The sequence below is a fragment of the Neisseria sp. HMSC075C10 genome (assembly GCF_001815615.1).
In the GTDB taxonomy this organism is placed as follows: domain Bacteria; phylum Pseudomonadota; class Gammaproteobacteria; order Burkholderiales; family Neisseriaceae; genus Neisseria; species Neisseria subflava_A.
The window spans coordinates 1-1,798 of record NZ_KV821257.1 but is presented as its reverse complement, the minus strand read 5'-3'; the positions used below and the strand labels follow the sequence as shown (position 1 = coordinate 1,798).

The 1,798-nt window shown below is 48.2% G+C and carries 1 protein-coding gene; it reads right to left on the bottom strand.

Annotated elements, in window-relative coordinates; translation table 11 throughout:
• Nucleotides 1-207: 207 nt before the first annotated feature.
• The coding region (locus tag HMPREF3047_RS04570; protein WP_070712328.1) for a transferrin-binding protein-like solute binding protein at nt 208-1,798 on the bottom strand (1,591 nt) is incomplete at its 5' end.

The window sequence follows — 1,798 nt, the reverse complement described above, 5'->3', positions numbered from 1 at the left end:
AAATGTCTTGATGGAAATTTAGGGGATTTTAGGGAATTTTGCAAAGGTCTCAGATTATCTGAAAATAAGATTCAAGGTTTTCAGACGACCTTTTAGCGGGTAAATTGCTCTCTAGATTGTTGTTACCGTAAAAGGTCGTCTGAAAATCCTACCCACTCAAAAAAAAACCGCCCTTTCAGGCGGTTTGTTTTCAGCTTAAACAGACGGTTATTGTTTTTTACCGCCGAATACACCGAAGGCATTGTTACTTTTATCTTCTTTGTCATGATAACTGTATCGCCCGGCCATTTCGGCAGCTTTGTCACCGTAGAATCCGCCGGTTACAGAGCCTTGTGCATCTGAAGTCCATTTACCGTTAAAGCTGCTGCCTGTAATATCTGCAGTAAAGGCTCGTTCATTCATGAACCATCTGTCACCACTATTGATTTTACCTGCGATAGTCTTGGTATCGAAGTTGACATCTGCGGTAAACGAACCGGTAGTACGGTAGCCTCCTGTATCACCCACCCAGTTTTCCTTATTATCCAAGTTGCGGGCACGGAAATTCAACACATCGCCGGCATACTTGGCTGTCCCTGACGGTAGAGAGGCACTCATTACCCCCTGAACAAACAAGGAGTAGGCATTATCGGCAAGTTTTGCCGCACCGAAGACAACATTGCTCAAATTGCCTGAAGCAACAAACGATTTGTAGTCCGAACCCAATTCAGTTCGATAGAGCTTGTTGGTAACAGGTGACAAAGCGATTGTCGTACCGTTGATAACGACTTTGGTCAAATCGGCGATATTCGATAAGAAGTATTGCTCGCCTGTTTCACCTTTTTTCAATTCGGCCGCAGCGGCATCACCTTTAGGTTTGGTTACGGGCGTATCGGGTTTGGCAACCGGCGCATCAGGCTGTCCGCCTGCTTGAGCTACCGCATCTTGGCGTTTTGCACCAAACACACCGCGCGCCACTACGTCTTCATCACGTTGGTTTTTGCCTGCCGCACTATATGTACCGGCAAGTTGGTCTGCCTTCGCGCCAAAGAATCCGCCTTGCATCGTACCTTGCTTGTTGGAGAAGGTGTTACCGTGCAAATCGCCATTGAAAGACAGATTTTCCGCCATATCGCGCGCATTGGATTTGACGACACCTGCAATCCTGTTGCCACCACTACCACCGCCAACCGTTTGATCGGAATAGCGGTTGATGCTGACATTGATGGTTTTTTGGTCGAAATTGACTTTTGCGGTAACATCGGTTGCTTTAGCGGCAGGATACAGATTGGCCAGCTTGGCTTGCGAACCGGTTTCAAAAATTTCTTGCAGACCTCTTGTATTGATCGGCAGTCCGTTTTGGAAATGCAGGCCGATGCCTTTATAGGTTGCATCCCCTCTTTGGGCTGCAACGGTATCACTGCCTGACGGCGTGCCTTGGACAAACAACGCCTGTTTCACATCACGCAGATCGCTGACATCGGCAACACCGCCGTAACGAACGTCAGGCAACAGGTCGCCGCTGTGTACCGCATATTGTGCTGCATCGGCTTTACCGCCGTTCATACTTTTTTCGCCCAACGTAAACTCACCCGCTTTAACGTCTTTGGTATTAATGGCGACACCATCAAGTACGACGCTGTTTTTATCCGAGGCAGTCGGAGCTTCGGTTTTGGCATATTCCAAATCGCCGGTTTCACGTTTTTTCGCTACCAAGACACCGCCATCCAAAGCCTTGCCCATTACTTTGCCTTCGCCGCCAAAACCTTGACCTGAATTGGCCTCATTGGCTTTCTTAGCGTCTTCAGCTTTCTTGGCT